The following is a 17,625-nucleotide window of genomic DNA, read 5'->3' on the forward strand; positions in this document are numbered from 1 at the left end:
TACTTACAAACTCTTCTATAAACTCTAAATTTTATATAATTTTAAAGCATTTTTTGGTATAATTAGCTCTTTTATAAACATAAAACTTATTTAAATTAAGGGGACGATTTTGGAAAAAACACTTTCTATTATTAAACCTGATGCAGTTAAAAAAGGTGTTATTGGTCAAATTTTAACACGCTTTGAAAGCAATGGTCTAAGAATAGCAGCAACAAAAAAAATACAGCTTTCAGAAAAAGAAGCTCAAGAATTTTATGCTGTACACAAAGACAGACCTTTTTTCAAAGATTTAGTTGAATTTATGATCAGTGGTCCAGTTGTGGTTTCTGTTTTAGAAGGCGAAAATGCTGTATTAAAAAACAGAGAATTAATGGGTGCTACAAATCCAAAAGAAGCAGCTCCTGGTACTATTAGAGCAGATTTTGCAGATAGTATTGATGCAAATGCGGTTCATGGAAGCGATAGCTTGGAAAATGCAAAAATTGAAATAGAATTTTTCTTTTCAAAAACTGAAATTTTATAATGAAAATTGCCTTTGCAAAACTTAGCTCTGTAGCTTATCCTTTTAAACTAGATCTTGATAATATAGTTTTTGAAGGAACTATTACAAAAGTTAATCCAAAATTAGCAAAAGTAAAAGCTAGTTTTAAAGGATTTACTTATAGAAACTGCGATCGGTGTGGCGATGAAATGGAGCTTGAAATCGATCAAAATATAGAGCTTTTTGCAAGTGATGGAATTTTTAAAGATGAGAATAATACCTTAAGTGACACTATGGAGTTTTTTGACTCTCATGTAGATTTAATAGAACTTGCCACAAGCGAGTTACAATCTTATTTAAGTGATTATTTTTATTGTAATAAATGTTTAAATTAATAAAGGAGTAAAAAATGGCAGTACCTAAGAGAAGAGTGAGCAAAACTCGTGCAGCAAAACGCAGAACTCATTATAAAGTTACCCTACCTATGCCTATAAAAGACAAAGATGGTAGCTATAAAATGCCTCACCGTGTAAATCCAGTAACTAAGGAATATTAATAACGATGACAAGCATTGCTATTGATGCAATGGGAGGTGATTTTGGGGAAAAACCTATTATAGAAGGCGTAATTCAGGCTTTAAAAGAGCGTGAATTTAAAGCTATCTTGGTAGGAGATCCTCAAAAGCTTAAAACCTTAATCCCTCAAGAATTAAACTCATATATAGAATATGAAGAGGCTTTTGATGTATTTGCTATGGAAGAAAATTCCACAGATGCATTAAAAAGAAAAGATAGTACTATCTACAAGGCTATAGAGCTAGTAAGAAATCAAAAAGCAAAAGCTGTTGTTTCTGCTGGGCATAGTGGTGCTACCATGAGTTTAGCTACTTTAAGACTTGGAAGATTAGCTAATATTGCTAGACCTGCAATTGCAACTTTAATGCCAAATATTCACTCAAGAACACTTGTATTAGATGTTGGAGCGAATGTTGATTGCAAAAGTGAGCATTTATTTCAATTTGCTATCATGGGCGAAGCTTATGCTAAAGAAATTTTAAATATCACTAAGCCTAAAATTGCCTTACTTTCGAATGGTGAAGAAGAATGTAAAGGAAATGAACTTACTAAAGAAGCACATCAGCTTTTAAAACAACTTCCAAATTTTGTTGGAAATGCTGAAGGTAGAGATATTTTTAATGGTACTATAGATGTATTAGTATGTGATGGATTTAATGGAAATATCTTGCTTAAAACAGGAGAAGGTGTAGCAAGTGTTATTACAAAACTTTTAAAACAAGAAATTCAAAAGTCTTTTTTAGCAAAACTTGGCTATCTTTTAGCAAAACCAGCCTTCCAGGAGCTAAAAACACATATTGATTATGAAGAATATGGTGGAGCTCCGCTATTAGGTGTAAAAGAATGTGTCATTATAAGCCATGGTAAAAGTGGTCCAAAAGCTATCAAAAATGCTATTTTTCAAGCATTAAATTTTGCACAATCTAATATAAATCAAACTATAGAAAAAGAACTTGCTAATTATGAAATCGACTAAAGCTTCCTTAAAAAGTATAGCTTCGTATATTCCTACAAAAATTTTAAGTAATTTTGACTTAGAAAAAATGGTTCAAACCAGCAACGAATGGATACTAAGAAGAACAGGAATAGAGCAAAGACATATAGCAGATAATGATGAAAATACGAGCGATCTTGGCACTAAAGCAGCCATCAAAGCTATACAAAGAGCAAATTTAAATCCTCAAGATATAGATGCTATCATAGTAGCTACTTTAAGTCCTGATTATTTCACTATGCCATCAACTGCATGTAAAATTGCTCATAATCTTGGCTTAAAAAATATCACTGCTTTTGATATTTCTGCTGCATGCTCAGGATTTATTTATCTTTTAGAACTTGCTAAATCTATGGTTGAAAGTGGTATGAAGAAAAATATCTTAATCATAGGTGCTGAAAAAATCAGCTCTATTATGGATTATACCGATAGAAGTATTTGTGTATTATTTGGTGATGGAGCAGGAGCTGGAGTAGTATCATTAGATGATAATTTTCCAATCATAGACACCCATACTGCAAGCGATGGAGAATTTGGAGATTTACTAATGACACAAAGAGCTCAAAAAAGCAATATTTGCACTCCACTTTCTATGCAAATGAAAGGAAATGAAGTATTTAAAATTGCAGTAAATACTCTAAGTAGTGATGTTGTTGAAATTCTTACAAAAAACAATATCAAAAGTGAAGAAATCGATCTTTTCATACCTCATCAAGCTAATTTAAGAATTATCAAAGCCGTGCAGGAGAAATTAAATTTTACAGATAAACAATGTGTTGTTACTGTACAAAAATATGGCAATACCTCAGCTGCTTCAATACCTATGGCCATGAATGATGCGTATGAACAAGGACTTTTAAAACAAGGTTCTTTAATACTACTTGATGCATTTGGTGGAGGTTTTACCTGGGGATCAGCATTGCTTCGTTTCGGAGGAGAAAACGATAAATAAGAATTATTTATCGTTTAAAAATCCCCCCCCCTATTTGATCTAATACAGATTTTCTAGTTTGATTATCCGAAGAATCTACACGAATATAAAATTCAACCCTATTGTTTATTTCATCTTCTTTGTTTGCACTCAAAGGATAATTATCGCCAAAACTAACTATTATAAGTTGAGCTGGGTTAATTCCCCTAGCAATCAAATAATCAGCCACAACTTGGGCTCTTTTGCTAGCTAAATCAAAATTTCTTTTATGATCTTTATCGCTTGTGTCAGTATAACCTCTAAGTTCTATTTGAGCTTGTTTTGGCATTCTTTTTAAAACTTCACTAATACGTTTTAAAAAATCTTGCACGTCTGCTGAGTTGATTTCAGTACTACCTCTAGTAAATTCAACTCTTGCGGGTAAATTTAAAACTATATTGTTTTCTCTTTGATCTAAAGCTGCTTTCAATTTTTCTATATTTTCTTGTTGGGTAATACTTAACTTTTTAAGTTTTTCAAGCTCTTCAACATTTGCATTAGATGGTGCACTGTATTTATTATGCACCTCACTTTCCTTTTCCAAAGGACTAGAAGCAGTAAATTCAAAAATTTTAACAAATTCAGTTTTTAAAGCCTCGGTTTTAGCAGGATTACTTTCTGAAATTGCCCAAAGAGCGATAAAAAGTGCCAAAAGTAAACTTAGAAAATCTGCATAAGGCACAGCCCACTTTTCACCTGCTGGGCATTCTGGACATTTATGTTTTTTTCCCATATTTTAGCTCTTACTTATCAAACTGAGAAATTCTAGGCTCGCCTTGTCCAAGATAATTAAACAATTTAGCCTCTAAATCTCTAGGATTTGCCCCCTCTGCAATACTTACAATAGCATGAGAGATAACTATTCTTTCTTTAATTAGTTCATGTGCATTAGCTTTAATTTTATGTCCCCAAGGACCAAATAAAGCATAAGCACCAAAAATTCCAGTAACTGTTGCAGTAAATGCACCTGCAATACCCGCTGCCATAGCTTGAGGATCATCCAAAAGTTGCAAAGCAAGCATAAGACCCATAACCGCACCAACAAGTCCCATAGTAGGACAAGTCTCACCAAAGCGAATCCAATATTCAGCAGTTTCTTTATAATACTCTTCCATTTCTTCTATTTGAATCTCCATGCTTTCTTTAATCTCTTCTACACTCTTACCATCCACCATCATCATCATGGTCTCTTTCAAAAATTCATTATCAATTTCATTTGTTTTTGATTCTAAAGCTAAAAGACCATCTCTTCTTGCTATAATAGAGTATTCTACAAGCTCAGCTATCCTTTGACTCAAATTTACCCCTGCACCTTTAAATGCGAGTTTCAACTCTTTATAAGCTGCCTTAACAAATTTTTTATGAGTTGCTGTCATTGCACAAAAAGCTGCGGTTGGAACCACGATCAAAAATGAACTTAAGTGTAAAACATGTAAAGGGTTACCACCCTCTAATATATCCCCTACAGAAATACTAACAACAGCTAATACCATCCCAAGTATGGTTGAAAGATCCATTAATTATTCTCCTTATTTTAATGCGCCCCAATTTTTGGCAATACTTGATGAAGTTTTTAATTTAACTTTTAATTTTACAATATTTTCCATAATATCACTAGCATTTTTTGCAAAATCCTCACAAAGTTCATCTTTTACTTCAAAAATAAGCTCATCATGAATTTGTAAAATCAAGCGTTTATTTTCATCTAAATCTTTTGCAATTTCTATCATTGCAAGTTTTATTATATCGGCAGCAGAGCCTTGAAGTGTAGAGTTAATACTCTCTCTTTCATACATTGCTACATACATTGGCTTTGCATTTTCAAAATCAAAATAGCGCTTACGACCTAATAAAGTCTTTACAAAGCCATTTTGCTTAGCTTCATTTTTTACCTTTTCAAAATATGTCTTAATACTAGTAAAATTCTCAAAATATTTTTCAATATACTCTTTAGCTAATTTTGCTTCTATTTTTAAATTTTGGCTCAAAGTCTTATAACCCATACCATAAATAAGACCAAAATTTATGCTTTTAGCAATACTTCTTGTCTCATAATCACTATGATTAAAAATCATAATAGCAGTTTTTGCATGAATATCCTCATCATTTAAAAAGGTCTCTAACAACTTTTCATCTTCGCTAAAATGCGCTAGCATTCTAAGCTCAATTTGTGAATAATCAAGCGAAATAAAACTAAATCCTTCTTTTGCTACAAAACAGGATTTATAATCTTTAGCGTATTGACCATGTGCAGGGATATTTTGTAAATTTGGATCCTTAGATGAAAGGCGTCCAGTAGCTGTTCCTGTTTGCAAAAAGCTTGAATAAATTCTTGAGTTTTTATCTTTTTTAGCTAATTTTAACAAAGGCTCACAATAAGTAGAAACTAATTTTGCAAGCTCTCTATAAGCTAAAATTTCTTTTACAATCAGATGGTTATCTAAAATAGCATTTAAAACCTTTTCATCAGTAGAATACCCTGTTTTACTTTTTTTACCACTTGGTAGCTTTAGTTTCTCAAATAAAATATCCCCTACTTGCTTAGGAGAGTTAATATTAAATTTTTCACCTGCTAAATCATATATTTTTTCACTTAGTGTTTTAATATCTTGATTAAAACTTTGCATTAAGCCTTCAAGTTTTTGAGTATCGAGTTTAATGCCATTATTTTCCATCATAATAAGCACTTTGATAAATTCAAACTCACTTTTTTGTGCAAGATCAAACAAAGGTTTTTCTAAATTTTTTAAAAAGTATAAGTAAAATCTCAAAGTAATATAAGCATCTTCAGCGGCATATTTACAAGCTTTTTCTATATCAACCCCTGCAAAGCATTCTCCTTTTTTCACCAAATCTTCAAAATGCAAAGTCTCATAATCAAATAATCTTTTTGCCAAATCATCCATATTTACACGCAAACTTGGCTCTTTAAGCCATGCAAGTATCATAGTATCAGCATATTTTTTTGGAGGAAGTAAGTTAAAATTATTTTTTATGATTTCAAAATCATATTTAAGATTATGTCCTATAACCGTGCTTTGATAAATTTTTTCTATCCCTTTTTTAGCAGCTTGCATAGAAATTTGCTCGCAAACTCCTAAATAATCATGTGCAAGTGGCACATAAAAAGCTTCGCTTTCATGAAAACAAAAACTAAATCCTACTATTTTTGCTTCTTTGGTATCTAAACCTGTAGTTTCTGTATCAAAAGCAATAATACTTTGATTATCAATTTTTTCTAAAATTTCAAATAGTTCTTTCTCATCTAAAATTAATCTTGCATTAAATCCTAAATTTTTACCTTTATTAGTAGGATTGGTGCATAGTTTTTTCAACAAAGCATTTAATTCATAATACTCTAAAATATCCATAATCTTAAGCAAAGGTTCATCTTTTGGATACTCACAATTTAAAAGCATATTTTTTACATTTAAATCTTCATACAAAGAAGCAAGTTTTTTGCTTAAAAAAGCATTTTCTTTACCTTCAAGCAACAAATTACGGCTTCTTTCATTACGCACTAGTGTTAAGTTCTCATAAATTCCTTCAATACTTTCAAACTCATCAAGTAAATTCTTAGCACCCTTAGCACCAATTCCTTTTACACCTGGGATATTATCTGAACTATCACCACATAGTGCTAGAAAATCTCTTATTTGACTAGGTTTTACCCCATATTTTTCCAAACACCCTGCTTCATTATAATCATTTTTTGAAATAGGACTATAAATACTAACTTTATTATCTTTTATAAGTTGATATAAATCTTTATCTTGAGTGATAATTCTTATAAAAATATCTTTATCTTTACATTCTTTAACCAAAGAAGCAATGATATCATCAGCCTCATATCCTTCGTAAGAAAAACTTGAAAAACCCATTTTTTCTATCATTTGAATACAAATTGGAATTTGAGCTAATAAATCAGGTGGAGGTGGAGTGCGGTTGATTTTATAATTTGGATCAATTTCACTTCTAAAAGTTTTTCCTTTGCTATCAAGAGCAAAAATAATCATATCGCTAAGATGTTCACTTTTCAAACTATAAATAAAATTAGCAAAACCACTAATCATATTACTAGGCTCGCCTTTTGAATTTTTTAAACCTTTTAAAGCATAAAAAAGTCTAAAGAAAAAGCCAAAAGTATCAATTATCGTTAATGTTTTCATTTTTTTCCTACTATTAAAAAATAACAGCAATTATCACCCAAATTTATTTAAAAATCGGTAAAAAGTTTAAATTTATATTTTAGACATTTTAGATAGAATTATCATTTTGAAAAATCAAAACAAAGGTTTAATCTTGCAAACAAAATCAATCGCGGATGAAAATTTTCAAACACCCGAAGGAAAAAAAGCTTTTAAAAAAGCTGTATTTTCTTGTTGGCTAGGAACTGCTATGGAATATGCAGATTTTGCGCTTTATGGCTTAGCTGCGGCTACTATTTTTTCAGAAGTTTTCTTTCCTGAACAAACTCCTGTTATAGCGTTATTACTTAGCTTTGTTACCTATGGTATAGGTTTTATCGCTAGACCTATTGGGGCTTTATTTTTTGGATATTTGGGGGATAAATACGGAAGGAAAAATGTATTGATGAGCACCATTGCATTAATGGGTATTTCAACTACTTTAATTGGTTTTATACCAAGTTATGCAGTGATTGGAATTTGGGCTCCTATATGTTTGGTTATTTTACGTTTTATGCAAGGCTTTGGAGCAGGCGCTGAGCTTTCAGGTGGGACTGTCATGCTTGGAGAATATGCTCCTAGTAAACACAGAGGCTTAATTTCTTCCATTATAGCTCTTGGATCAAATAGCGGAACCTTGCTTGCAGCTTTTGTGTGGCTTTTAGTTACAAGCATGGATGATGCTAGTTTTAAAGAATGGGGTTGGAGAATTCCTTTTATAGGAAGTATTTTCATAGCACTTTTTGCTGTTTATATGCGTTTAAATGTAAAAGAAACCCCTGTTTTTGAAAAGCAAAAAGAATTAATGCTAAAAATTCGCCATGAAAATGAAATTCATATGAAAAAAGATGAAAGAACTTTTTGGCAAAAAAGTCGTGCGTTTTGGACCATGGTAGGCATAAGGATAGGTGAAAATGGTCCTTCTTATCTAGCACAAGGTTTTATAGTAGGTTATGTAACTAAAATTTTACTTCTTGATAAATCAGTGGCTACAACTGCTGTTGTTATTGCTTCTTTGGTAGGATTTTTAGTTATACCTTTAGCAGGGTACTTAAGCGATAAATTTGGAAGGCGTATTACCTATAGAACATTTTGTCTGCTTTTAATGCTTTATGCCTTTCCTGCTTTTATGCTACTTGATAGCAAAAATGAAATTATCGTGATTTTAACCATCATCGTAGGTATGTCTTTAGCATCTTTGGGAATTTTTGGCGTGCAAGCTGCATGGGGTGTGGAGCTTTTTGGGGCAAAAAATCGCTATACCAAAATGGCACTAGCAAAAGAATTTGGCTCTATACTTTCAGGAGGAACTGCTCCTATGATAGCCTCTGCTTTACTCGCTTATTATGGCACTTGGTGGCCAATAGCCTTGTATTTTGTTATCACCGCAGGAATTGGTTTTACCACAACTTTCTTTGCACCAGAAACTAGAGGTAGAGATTTAAATTTAATAGAAGATGCGATATGATACGCCTTATTTTAGATACTGATATAGGCAATGGCATAGTAGGGGCTAATACTGATGATGGTTTAGCCCTTGGGCTTATTTTAGCCTCTAAAGAAATTAAACTTGAAATGATTAGCACTTTAAGTGGTAATGTGCAAGCTTTAACTGCTTATAGCGTTGCTAAAGATTTATTAAATAAGCTTAATCTAGACATACCTTTGTATTTAGGTGCCCATGAAGCTTTATATGAAGATAGTCATTTTTGGAGACAAAGATTAGATAAAAGCGTAGAAGAGTTTAAACTTACTTATCTTTGGGATCATATAAAACCTATAAAAATCCTAGAAAACATAAACCCAAATGCTTGTATGAAAATGGGCGAGCTCATTATGCAAAATCCAGGTGAAATTTCAATTTGTGCTATAGGACCTTTAACAAATATAGCCATAGCTATGAAGCTTTTTAAAGACTTTGATAAAAATGTGAAAGAAATTTTTATCATGGGTGGAAGTTTTGATATGCCTTATCATATCAAAGATACAAATTTTGGATTTGATCCTGAAGCTGCTCGTATAGTTTTAAACTCAAGAGCTAAAATCACACTTGTTCCTTATAATGCAACAATGCAAACTATGCTCACACATGAAGATTTAAATGCTTTAAAAAATCAAAATCCTCTTTGTGATTTTTTAGTACAAACTTTAAGAGTTTGGATTGATTATGCAAGCAAAACAAGAGGCACAAATGGTACATGGATACATGATGCATTAACTATTGCTTATATGCTTGATCCAAATTTAGCAAATTTTGATGAGTATTTAGTAGATGTCATTTGTGATAGTATTTTTGCTAGAGGAAGCACGATAAGGTGTTTTAAAGATGCAAAAATGCCTATGAAAAATCATGAATTAAAAAACACCGTAAAAGTTTTAAAAGATATTGATAATGCTAGACTTTTAAATCTTTTAAAATCAAGACTTTTAAATGGAATTTGCTATGAAAACTACAAAAGCATAACGACTTAATTTACCCAAGGCTATAAAAATACTTGCTTTTAAAAAAGAATACTTAGCAAATCCAAGCCCTAATGCAAAAAGATCTCCCACTATGGGTAAAAAAGTAAAAAAAGCATATAAGGAACCAAATTTTTTAAAATTTGCATTGATTTTTTCTAATTTACACAAAGAGTCTTTAAAATATTTTTCTAAAATTTGACTCTCTCCAAAATAAGCTAACGCATAAGTACTTAAACTACCCAAAGTATTTCCCAAACTTGCTACAAATAAAACCATATAAGCATTAAAATCTAATTTTACAAAAACAAGCACAAAAGCCTCACTTGCCATAGGCAAAAGCGTACTAGAGAGAAAACATACTATAAAAAGCCCTATATAGCTTATATCATTATATAAAAAATCAAACATTACAAATTTTCTTAGTGTTTATTTTCCAAACTATCATTTTAAAGAATTTTTAATAATAATTATCTTAGAATGTAAAGCCATTTGGTAATTTTTTAAAAGGAAAAACTATGGAAAGGAAAAAAATTTCTAAATTAAATTTAGAATACTCATTCAACAAAGCTTCTTTTTCTTGGCGCTAAGCCTGCTACTACATTCTCAATCATTTTTTATTTTACATTTTTAGTTTTAGTTAATCATTTTTGATTTTAAATTATTAATCATTTTAAGGAAGTACTATGAAAAAATATTATGGAAAATTTGGTGGACAATTTGTGCCAAATGAAGTAAAAATAGCATTATGTGAAGTAGAAAAAGCTTTTTTAAAACTCAAAAAAGATAAAGATTTTAATACAAAATTAAAAGAACTCTTAACTAATTACGTGGGAAGACCTACACCTTTATATCATGCTAAAAATTTAAGCAAGCTTTATAATCATGAAATTTATTTAAAAAGGGAAGACTTAACTCACACAGGAGCTCATAAGATCAATAATGCCATAGCTCAAGCTTTAATGGCAAAGAAAATGAATAAGAAAAAAATTATTGCAGAAACAGGAGCAGGACAACACGGGCTTGCAACTGCTACTGCTGCAGCACTTTTAGGACTTGAGTGCGAGATATTTATGGGATCTATTGATGTAAAAAGACAAGCTTTAAATGTTTATAAAATGGAGCTTTTAGGAGCAAAAGTCCATGCAGTAGAAAGTGGGAGTAAGACTTTAAGTGATGCAGTAGATGAGGCTTTAAGCTTTTGGGTTAAAAATACCAAAGAAGTATTTTATGTAGTAGGAAGTGCGGTGGGACCTTATCCTTATCCACAAATTGTTACACATTTTCAAAGTATTATAGGCAAAGAATGCAAAATACAGCTTAAAAAATTAAACAAAAAAGTAGATTACATCATAGCAGCAGCTGGAGGTGGTAGCAATGCTGCTGGAATTTTTTATGCATTTTTAAAAGATGAAAAAGTTAAACTCATAGGTGTTGAAGCAGCAGGTTTAGGCAAAGATACACCTTATCATGCAGCCACACTTACTAAGGGCAAAGAAGGTATTATCCATGGTATGAAAACTAAAGTTTTACAAAATGATAAAGGTCAAATTGCACATACTTTTAGTATTTCTGCTGGACTTGATTATCCTGGGATAGGACCTTTACACGCATATTTACAAGAAAGCAAAAGAGCAAGCTATCATGCTATCAGCGATGATGAGTGTATTAATGCTTTAAAATTATTATGCAAAGAGGAAGGTATTATACCTGCTATTGAAAGCTCACATGCACTAGCTTATTTAGAAAAACTTTGTCCTACTTTGAAGAAAAAAAGTGTAATAATTGTAAACCTTTCAGGAAGAGGCGATAAAGACATGCATAGTGTTTATGAATATAAAAAGGGTGAAATTTATGGATAAGCTAAAACTTTTTTTAGTTTATACTAATTTAATTTATATTTTGATAATATTTATAAAAAACAAAAGGAGTAGCTTTGGAATTTACTATACTTATTTTACTTGCAATTTCAATCTTGTTGATTCTAATAAAGCCTGAAAAAGAAAAATTGATTTTTGGAATTTTCCTTTGTGGTGCTTTATTAAATTATTTTATGTATTTAGTAGCTAGCTTTGACTCTATTATCCCAAGTGGTAATTGGTAAGGAGAGTAATTATGAATACTTATTTAAGCAAAAATGATCAATATTTTTACTTTTTTATGACTTCTGCTGTTTTGCTTATTCTAGCAATACCAGTAGGATTTGCAAATATGTATTTAGGATATTTTCATAATGAATCTCCTTGTACACTTTGTTGGTTTGAACGTATTGGTATGATTGTAATTGGTGTTCTTGGAATGCTTATATTACGATATGGCCCTCAAATAAAATATATTGTTTGTGTATTTTTATTTGCAGGATATGGAATCTATATGGGAATTCGTCATACAGCTAGTTGGTGGCAAAGAGATATTGGTATAGGTTTAGGAGATAAACTAGTAGGAGCTCATACTTATACTTGGGCTGTTGTTGTATATTGGTGTGTTGTTATAGTAATGGGGCTTGCGTTATTATTTATAAGAAAAAATAGCTCTATGATGGAAGATCTTGCTAATAAAGAAATTAAAGTTAAACCTTTAAGCACTTATTCGAAATTTGTTATTATTATATCTTTCATAGTAGTTTGTTCTAATGCTTTTCAAGCTCTAATAATCAATGGCTTACCTCCTTATACAGGAAAATCAAATCCCGATCGTTTAACTTTTGATATGAATATCATGAGTAAAACTTGGACCACAGAAGTTTGGGGAAGACTTAGTAAATTTAATCTTTTAGGCAAAAATGTTCCAGAAGATGTCTTTATTAAAGATTTAGTAGAGCCAAAAAAATTAAATTTTGAAAAAAATATCTCTAGCGGAGCTTTTGAAATTTCAAAAAATATAGAGATGTTAGATACTTATGAAATACAAATACCAGAACTAGAAAAATTTAAACATATCAATGCTATAGCTTATAATAAAAATAACGATGAATTTGCTCTTGCAACTAATGAAATGGCTGTATCATACACTAAAGATTTTAAACAATCTAATGGTTTTGTTTTATTTGATAAAACAAATGGAAATGATATGAGATACATTGTCGATGCCACTTTTATAGGAAATAAATTTGTCATTGGAGCAGCAAATAAAACTTTCACAGGAACAGAAAAAACAGATGCTCCTATTGATGAAATGCTAGAATGGCAAACCTTCAAAGAAACAACAAAAAACATAGCACCTGCATTTTTTACCAAAAAAAATGAAAATTGGTTTGAGCCTTCAAGAAAATATATCCTAACTATAAGAGCAAAACAAAACTATATACACTCTTATGCTAATGATGGTAAATTTTTATACTTAATCACAGTTCCAAACAAATTTAGTAAAAAACTTATTTTATCTTATGCAAGCACTAAGGACTATTTATTAAGTGGAGAAAAAGTACTTGAAGTCGACGAAAATTTAAAACTCAAAGATGGTAGAAGTATCAATGACTATTATATAGTAGGTGCAGATATTATCGGGGATAAAATGTTAGCATTAAGTTTAAATTACAGCACCTTGCTTGTAATTGATTATAAAAATGCAAAAATAATCGATGCTTATGAAATTCAAGGACTCGATAATCCAAAATCCATGGCTATAAAAAATAATACTATCTATATTTTAGATCGTACGAACAGCCAAAAGGATGTTATAAAAACTTATAAAAATCCTTTATAATTTTTCCTGCCTTCTTAATGGGCAGGAATTTTCAAACATCACTTAAGTAAGCCGTATTATTTGTTATTTTAAAACAATAGTTTATTTTTTACTTCATTTTCTTTTTCAAAAAAAGAGCATATGTTAAAATCTTGTCTTAACTATACTTACAATATTCTTTATATTGAATATTTATAATTTTTAAGATATCAGATATTAAATATCTTTATCTGTTTTTATATAGTTTATATAACTTAATTTTTAAATTTCTAATAATCTTCTAAAATCAATAATTTCTACACAAAAATTTATTTTGCATTATTTTCTTTTTCGATCAAATTTATTTTTTACTATCATTAAGTTCTAAATTTAGATAATACCCTGTATAAGATCCGGTTTTTTTGTAATTTTTAGCAAGATCTTTTACACTACCTTTAGCAATAACCTTACCTCCTTTAACTCCACCATCTGGCCCCATATCGATAACATAATCAGCATTTTTAATCACATCTAAATTATGCTCTATCACAAATACACTATTTCCAAGATCAACTAAATGTTGTAAAACCAAAATGAGTTTGTTAACATCTTCAAAATGAAGCCCTGTGGTTGGTTCATCTAAAATATAAAGAGTCTTTCCTGTATCACTTCTGCTTAATTCTTTAGCTAATTTTATTCTTTGAGCCTCTCCACCGCTCAAAGTAGTCGCATTTTGTCCTAAGGTAAGATAATCAAGCCCAACTTTTACCAAGGTATCTAACTTTTGTCTTATTTTTGGTACAGAGATAAAAAATTCACTTGCCTCAATAATACTCATATTCAAAATATCAGCTATACTTTTGCCTTTATATTTAATCTCAAGCGTTGCATCATTATACCTTTTACCATTACACACATCACAAGTTACCATTACATCGGGCAAAAAATGCATTTCTATTTTAATCTCTCCATCACCACTGCATTTTTCACACCTTCCACCTTTAACATTAAAAGAAAAACGCCCTGCTTTATAACCTCTCATTTTAGCTTCTTTAGTAGCTGCAAAAAGATTACGAATTTCATCCATAGCACCTGTATAAGTGGCAGGATTTGAACGCGGAGTGCGACCTATAGGGCTTTGATCGAGATAAATCACTTTATCAAGCTTCTCCAAACCTTCTATTTTAGCTCCATTTAGTTTTTTAACTTTTTTTGCACGGTTTAATTCTTCTTTTGCAAATGGAAGCAAGGTTTGTAAAATTAGTGAGCTTTTTCCACTTCCCGAAACGCCTGTAATTGCCACTAGATTATGTAATGGAAAATCTACACTTAAATTTTGAATATTATTAATACTCACATCTTTTAAACTAATAAAATCCTTTTGCTCTCTATTTTTTTGATGAGCAATTTGCTTTTTACCGCTCATATAAAGCGCAGTTTGACTTTTGCTTTTTAATAATTCTTTATAAGTTCCACTAAATACTACTTCACCACCAAATTTACCAGCATTTGGACCAATATCTACTATAAAATCTGCTTCTTCTATGGTCATTTTATCATGCTCGACCACGATTAAAGTATTGCCCTTTTGCTGAAGATTTCTTAAAGTCTTAATAAGTTTTGCCGTATCTCGTTCATGTAAACCTATACTTGGCTCATCTAAAACATACATCACTCCGCTTAATCCACTACCAATTTGAGAAGCTATACGAATTCTTTGAGCTTCACCCCCACTAATTGTTCTTGCATCACGCCCTAAAGATAAATATCCAAGCCCTACATCATAAAGAAAAAACAATCTTTCATTAATCTCTTTAAAAATAGGCTTAGCAATCAATCTTTCTTGCTCACTTAAATACGTAAAATTAGATTCTTTTGAAAAAAATGTAGTGGTATTTTCTATACTCATATCTAAAATTTCACCCAAATTTTTTTCAGCTACTTTCACAGCTAAACTTTCAGCTCTTAAGCGATGACCATTGCAATCTTTGCAAGTTTTTTCACTCATATACTCACTTAAGTCTTTTTCATCTTTTAACATTTCATAAGCGTATTTTACAGCTCCTTCAAATTTGCGGTTTAAACGATGTCTTTTCCATAAAAAATTAATTTCTTTCACATTACCATAAAGCACCAAACGCTTTTCTTCTTCACTTAACTCACTATAAGGAATTTTCACTCTTATATTATTTTGCTCACAAAATGCCATTAAAAACTTATAATAATAACTTTTATTAAACCCATACAAAAGCTTTATAGCCCCTGCTTCTAAGCTTAATTCTTCATTAATAAGTTTTTTCATATCAAGTGTGTATCTTATACCAAGACCATCACAAGATGGACAAGCACCTTTTGGAGAGTTAAAAGAAAAACTCAAAGGCTCAAGTAAAGGAAAAGAAATTTTGCAATCAAAACAAGCATTATGTTCACTATAATGAAAATGTTTAGCTATATTTAATTCTTCACTATTTAAAACTTCAATTTCTACTTCACCAAAACTCTCACTAAGACCTTTTTCTATATCGCTTGCAAGTCTTGCTAGCATATCATCTTGCACTTCAAGCCTATCAATAACAAGTTTTATTGTATGTTTTTTGGTTTTAGCAAGTTCAATATCCTCATCAAGACGCGTTAAAACTCCATCAATTTGTGCTCTTATATAACCTTTTGCGACTAAATTTTCTAAAAGATCTGCAAAAGTTCCTTTTTTTTCTTTGATTAAAGGGGCGTAAATGATAATTTTTGCTCCTTTTGGAAGCTTTAAAATTTCGCCCACAATATCCGCTGCACTCATAGATGAGATTTTTTGGCCACATTGATGACAATGCTGCGTACCAATCCTTGCATATAAAAGTCTTAGATAATCATAAATTTCAGTAATAGTCCCAACAGTTGATCGAGGATTTTTAGAAGTTGTTTTTTGATCAATAGCAATAGCAGGAGTTAAACCTTCTATTTTATCAACATTTGGTTTACCCACTTTATCTAAAAACTGCCTTGCATAAGCACTTAAACTCTCAATATAGCGACGTTGTCCTTCTGCATAAAGCGTACCAAAGGCTAAAGTAGATTTACCACTTCCACTAAGCCCTGTAAAAACTATGAGTTTATTTTTAGGAATTTCTAGGTTGATATTTTTAAGATTATTTTCCTTGGCACCAATGATACTTATTTTGTCGTTATTCATAAAAATCCTCTTTTTATCTAGTCAAGCATGTTTTTTAGCAAAATCTTTCATAAATTCACTTAACTTTTGAACCTTTTCAATGTTGATAGAATTATAAATACTAGCACGAATTCCACCTAAAATTTTATGTCCTTTAAGGCCTATCATACCATTTTCTTCAGCTTCTTTTACAAAAACTGGTTCTAAGTTTTTATCATGAGCTATATTAAAACTAACATTCATTAGCGATCTATCTTCTTTTTTAGCATGACCTTTATAAAAACCATTACTTCCATCAATCACATCGTATAAAATTTTAGCCTTTTGTATGTTTTGCTCATTGATTTTATCTAAGCCACCTTGATTTAAAAGCCATTTCATTTCAAGATTGAACATATATATAGCAAAGGTTGCAGGAGTGTTAAATAAAGAATTATTTTCAGCATAAACGCTGTATTTTAACATGCTAGGTATATTTTTGTTTTCACTACGCTCTATCATATCTTTACGCACAAAAGCACAAGCAAGACCTGAGATTCCTGCATTTTTTTGCACTCCACCAAAAAGCATAGCAATATTAGAAAAATCTATCTTTTTAGAGAAAAAATCACTAGAAGCATCAATTATCAAAGGACTTTTAGTTTTTGGATAGCTTTTATATTGAGTTCCATAAATAGTATTATTAGAGCATATATAAGCATAATCTGCATTATCACTAAATTCAAATTGTGGAATATGATCAAACTCACTTTCTTGACTACTTGCTACTATTTTTGTATTTACTCCTAAAATTTCAGCCTCTTTAATAGCCTTTTTAGTCCAAACACCAGTATTAGCAAATTCACAAACTCCACCCATATATAAATTCATAGGTATCATAGCAAATTGCAAACTAGCTCCACCTTGCATTAAAAGCACTTCATAATCATCATTTACACCATAAAGCTCTTTTGCCATTTTAATAGCTTCAAAATGCACTTCTTCAAAAACCTTTCCACGATGAGAAACTTCCATAATAGAAAAGCCTTTACCATGATAATCAAACAAATGATCTTGTGCTTCTTTTAAAACCTCATCAGGCAAGTTTGAAGGACCTGCACTAAAATTCATCACTCTCATTTTGTCTCCT

16 protein-coding genes are annotated in these 17,625 nt (G+C 30.8%); 10 read left to right on the plus strand and 6 right to left on the minus strand.

Features of this window, described 5'->3' with window-relative positions; all coding sequences use genetic code 11:
• Positions 1-109: 109 nt before the first annotated feature.
• From ndk to CORN_RS07165, 5 genes are read left to right on the plus strand one after another with little or no spacing between them, the layout of a single operon-like run.
• Positions 110-523: a nucleoside-diphosphate kinase gene (ndk, locus tag CORN_RS07145; protein ID WP_039642239.1), complete on the plus strand. Its 414-nt coding sequence runs from the start codon at positions 110-112 to the stop codon at positions 521-523.
• Positions 523-876: a DUF177 domain-containing protein gene (locus tag CORN_RS07150; protein ID WP_066008168.1), complete on the plus strand. Its 354-nt coding sequence runs from the start codon at positions 523-525 to the stop codon at positions 874-876. The genes ndk and CORN_RS07150 overlap by 1 nt, the downstream gene beginning before the upstream one ends.
• Positions 877-890: 14 nt before the next feature.
• Positions 891-1,037 carry a 50S ribosomal protein L32 gene (gene rpmF / locus CORN_RS07155; protein ID WP_012662034.1) on the plus strand — a complete coding sequence of 49 codons (147 nt, stop codon included), beginning with the start codon at positions 891-893 and terminating at the stop codon, positions 1,035-1,037.
• A gap of 5 nt (positions 1,038-1,042) precedes the next feature.
• Complete coding sequence (gene plsX / locus CORN_RS07160; RefSeq protein ID WP_066008171.1) at positions 1,043-2,032, plus strand: phosphate acyltransferase PlsX; 990 nt, start codon at positions 1,043-1,045, stop codon at positions 2,030-2,032.
• Positions 2,019-3,002: a beta-ketoacyl-ACP synthase III gene (locus CORN_RS07165; RefSeq protein WP_066008172.1), complete on the plus strand. Its 984-nt coding sequence runs from the start codon at positions 2,019-2,021 to the stop codon at positions 3,000-3,002. Before plsX ends, CORN_RS07165 begins: the two co-directional genes overlap by 14 nt.
• A 7-nt stretch (positions 3,003-3,009) precedes the next feature.
• Here the strand turns inward: CORN_RS07165 and motB are convergent, their stop codons facing one another.
• The 3 genes from motB to polA are packed head-to-tail and all read right to left on the minus strand — an operon-like array spanning position 3,010 to position 7,189.
• Positions 3,010-3,753: a flagellar motor protein MotB gene (motB, locus tag CORN_RS07170; protein WP_066008174.1), complete on the minus strand. Its 744-nt coding sequence runs from the start codon at positions 3,751-3,753 to the stop codon at positions 3,010-3,012.
• Positions 3,754-3,763: 10 nt separating this feature from the next.
• The gene (gene motA, locus CORN_RS07175; RefSeq protein WP_039619177.1) at positions 3,764-4,537 is read right to left on the minus strand and encodes a flagellar motor stator protein MotA; all 774 of its coding nucleotides are present in this window, start codon (positions 4,535-4,537) and stop codon (positions 3,764-3,766) included.
• A gap of 12 nt (positions 4,538-4,549) precedes the next feature.
• Positions 4,550-7,189 carry a DNA polymerase I gene (gene polA, locus CORN_RS07180; protein ID WP_066008179.1) on the minus strand — a complete coding sequence of 880 codons (2,640 nt, stop codon included), beginning with the start codon at positions 7,187-7,189 and terminating at the stop codon, positions 4,550-4,552.
• A gap of 130 nt (positions 7,190-7,319) precedes the next feature.
• Between polA and CORN_RS07185 the strand changes: the two genes are divergently transcribed.
• Both CORN_RS07185 and CORN_RS07190 read left to right on the plus strand, forming a co-directional pair.
• Positions 7,320-8,675: an MFS transporter gene (locus CORN_RS07185; RefSeq protein ID WP_094750314.1), complete on the plus strand. Its 1,356-nt coding sequence runs from the start codon at positions 7,320-7,322 to the stop codon at positions 8,673-8,675.
• The gene (locus tag CORN_RS07190) at positions 8,675-9,679 is read left to right on the plus strand and encodes a nucleoside hydrolase (RefSeq protein WP_066008324.1); all 1,005 of its coding nucleotides are present in this window, start codon (positions 8,675-8,677) and stop codon (positions 9,677-9,679) included. Before CORN_RS07185 ends, CORN_RS07190 begins: the two co-directional genes overlap by 1 nt.
• Here CORN_RS07190 and CORN_RS07195 read toward each other — a convergent pair.
• The gene (locus CORN_RS07195; protein WP_066008182.1) at positions 9,635-10,078 is read right to left on the minus strand and encodes a YqaA family protein; all 444 of its coding nucleotides are present in this window, start codon (positions 10,076-10,078) and stop codon (positions 9,635-9,637) included. The genes CORN_RS07190 and CORN_RS07195 overlap by 45 nt on opposite strands.
• A gap of 275 nt (positions 10,079-10,353) precedes the next feature.
• Here CORN_RS07195 and trpB point away from each other — a divergent pair, with 275 nt between their 5' ends.
• The 3 genes from trpB (at position 10,354) to CORN_RS07210 (ending at position 13,372) form a co-directional block, all read left to right on the plus strand.
• Positions 10,354-11,529, plus strand: a complete 1,176-nt coding sequence (gene trpB, locus CORN_RS07200; protein WP_066008183.1) for a tryptophan synthase subunit beta — start codon at positions 10,354-10,356, stop codon at positions 11,527-11,529.
• Positions 11,530-11,603: 74 nt separating this feature from the next.
• On the plus strand, positions 11,604-11,771 hold the full coding sequence (locus CORN_RS07205; RefSeq protein WP_158005125.1) for a hypothetical protein: 168 nt from the start codon (positions 11,604-11,606) through the stop codon (positions 11,769-11,771).
• An 11-nt stretch (positions 11,772-11,782) separates the two neighbouring features.
• Positions 11,783-13,372, plus strand: a complete 1,590-nt coding sequence (locus CORN_RS07210; RefSeq protein WP_066008185.1) for a disulfide bond formation protein B — start codon at positions 11,783-11,785, stop codon at positions 13,370-13,372.
• A gap of 319 nt (positions 13,373-13,691) precedes the next feature.
• Here the strand turns inward: CORN_RS07210 and uvrA are convergent, their stop codons facing one another.
• Both uvrA and serC read right to left on the minus strand, forming a co-directional pair.
• Entirely contained in the window at positions 13,692-16,517 is a 2,826-nt protein-coding gene (gene uvrA, locus CORN_RS07215) for an excinuclease ABC subunit UvrA (RefSeq protein ID WP_066008187.1), read from the minus strand.
• Positions 16,518-16,538: 21 nt separating this feature from the next.
• On the minus strand, positions 16,539-17,615 hold the full coding sequence (gene serC, locus CORN_RS07220; RefSeq protein WP_066008189.1) for a phosphoserine transaminase: 1,077 nt from the start codon (positions 17,613-17,615) through the stop codon (positions 16,539-16,541).
• Positions 17,616-17,625: the final 10 nt, after the last annotated feature.

The organism is Campylobacter ornithocola, assembly GCF_013201605.1.
Classification (GTDB): domain Bacteria; phylum Campylobacterota; class Campylobacteria; order Campylobacterales; family Campylobacteraceae; genus Campylobacter_D; species Campylobacter_D ornithocola.

Bases quoted from the DNA above. Each gene is read 5' to 3' on its own strand.
- CORN_RS07210 (WP_066008185.1), top strand. From the start codon at position 11,783: ATGAATACTTATTTAAGCAAAAATGATCAATATTTTTACTTTTTTATG.
- rpmF (WP_012662034.1), top strand. From the start codon at position 891: ATGGCAGTACCTAAGAGAAGAGTGAGCAAAACTCGTGCAGCAAAACGC.
- plsX (WP_066008171.1), top strand. From the start codon at position 1,043: ATGACAAGCATTGCTATTGATGCAATGGGAGGTGATTTTGGGGAAAAA.
- CORN_RS07165 (WP_066008172.1), top strand. From the start codon at position 2,019: ATGAAATCGACTAAAGCTTCCTTAAAAAGTATAGCTTCGTATATTCCT.
- polA (WP_066008179.1), bottom strand. From the start codon at position 7,189: ATGAAAACATTAACGATAATTGATACTTTTGGCTTTTTCTTTAGACTT.
- motB (WP_066008174.1), bottom strand. From the start codon at position 3,753: ATGGGAAAAAAACATAAATGTCCAGAATGCCCAGCAGGTGAAAAGTGG.
- CORN_RS07150 (WP_066008168.1), top strand. From the start codon at position 523: ATGAAAATTGCCTTTGCAAAACTTAGCTCTGTAGCTTATCCTTTTAAA.
- motA (WP_039619177.1), bottom strand. From the start codon at position 4,537: ATGGATCTTTCAACCATACTTGGGATGGTATTAGCTGTTGTTAGTATT.
- uvrA (WP_066008187.1), bottom strand. From the start codon at position 16,517: ATGAATAACGACAAAATAAGTATCATTGGTGCCAAGGAAAATAATCTT.
- serC (WP_066008189.1), bottom strand. From the start codon at position 17,615: ATGAGAGTGATGAATTTTAGTGCAGGTCCTTCAAACTTGCCTGATGAG.
- CORN_RS07195 (WP_066008182.1), bottom strand. From the start codon at position 10,078: ATGTTTGATTTTTTATATAATGATATAAGCTATATAGGGCTTTTTATA.
- trpB (WP_066008183.1), top strand. From the start codon at position 10,354: ATGAAAAAATATTATGGAAAATTTGGTGGACAATTTGTGCCAAATGAA.